The sequence below is a fragment of the Pseudomonas avellanae BPIC 631 genome (genome assembly GCF_000444135.1).
GTDB classification, from domain to species: domain Bacteria; phylum Pseudomonadota; class Gammaproteobacteria; order Pseudomonadales; family Pseudomonadaceae; genus Aquipseudomonas; species Aquipseudomonas avellanae.
In genome coordinates this window covers 1-538 of sequence record NZ_ATDK01000469.1, presented here as the reverse complement: position 1 = coordinate 538, position 538 = coordinate 1, and the positions used below count along the sequence as shown (strand labels likewise).

1 protein-coding gene is annotated in these 538 nt (G+C 50.4%); it reads left to right on the top strand.

Features of this window, described 5'->3' with window-relative positions; genetic code table 11:
* Positions 1-534 (top strand): RHS repeat-associated core domain-containing protein (locus DW49_RS1000000133825; protein ID WP_338109221.1); only part of this gene is annotated, 534 nt, incomplete at its 5' end.
* Between the last annotated feature and the right edge of the window lie 4 nt (positions 535-538).

The following is a 538-nucleotide window of genomic DNA, read 5'->3' as shown; positions in this document are numbered from 1 at the left end:
TATGACATAGGTTCACCGTACCGGATTGGTCAGGTGTTGCGCTCAGTTTTTGCCGCCGCCCGGTTTAACAGCCCGGACAGTTTGAGCCCGTTTGGTGAGGGTGGGTTGAATGCGTATGGGTATGTGGGTGGGGATCCGGTTGGGTTTGTGGATGAGACGGGGCATATGCCGTTTAAAAAATCCTGGAATAACCTACCAAGGCTCGCGATGCACAATGCTACGGTGGCTCGTAAAGAAAGCATTAGGCTTTACAGAGTTTGGGACCGTCCGATCAAGCGCAACGTCAAGGCGCTCAATCGAAATACGCCAAGCCCATTAGTAAATGAGCTGGCAGCGACAACAGCACATACCTCAGCAGGCCCTGACTCTCCAATTGCTTCAAACTCAAATTACAGCGCGGGCGCAAGCTCTCCAAGGGGAGCGTCATTGTTCGAACAGGAATTGAAGAATACTCGGTCTAGGCTAAGCTATAGGTTGGCCGGTGGTATGTCTGACAGTGAGCATACTGCAAAAAATACTTTAAGGAAACTCTGAAAAA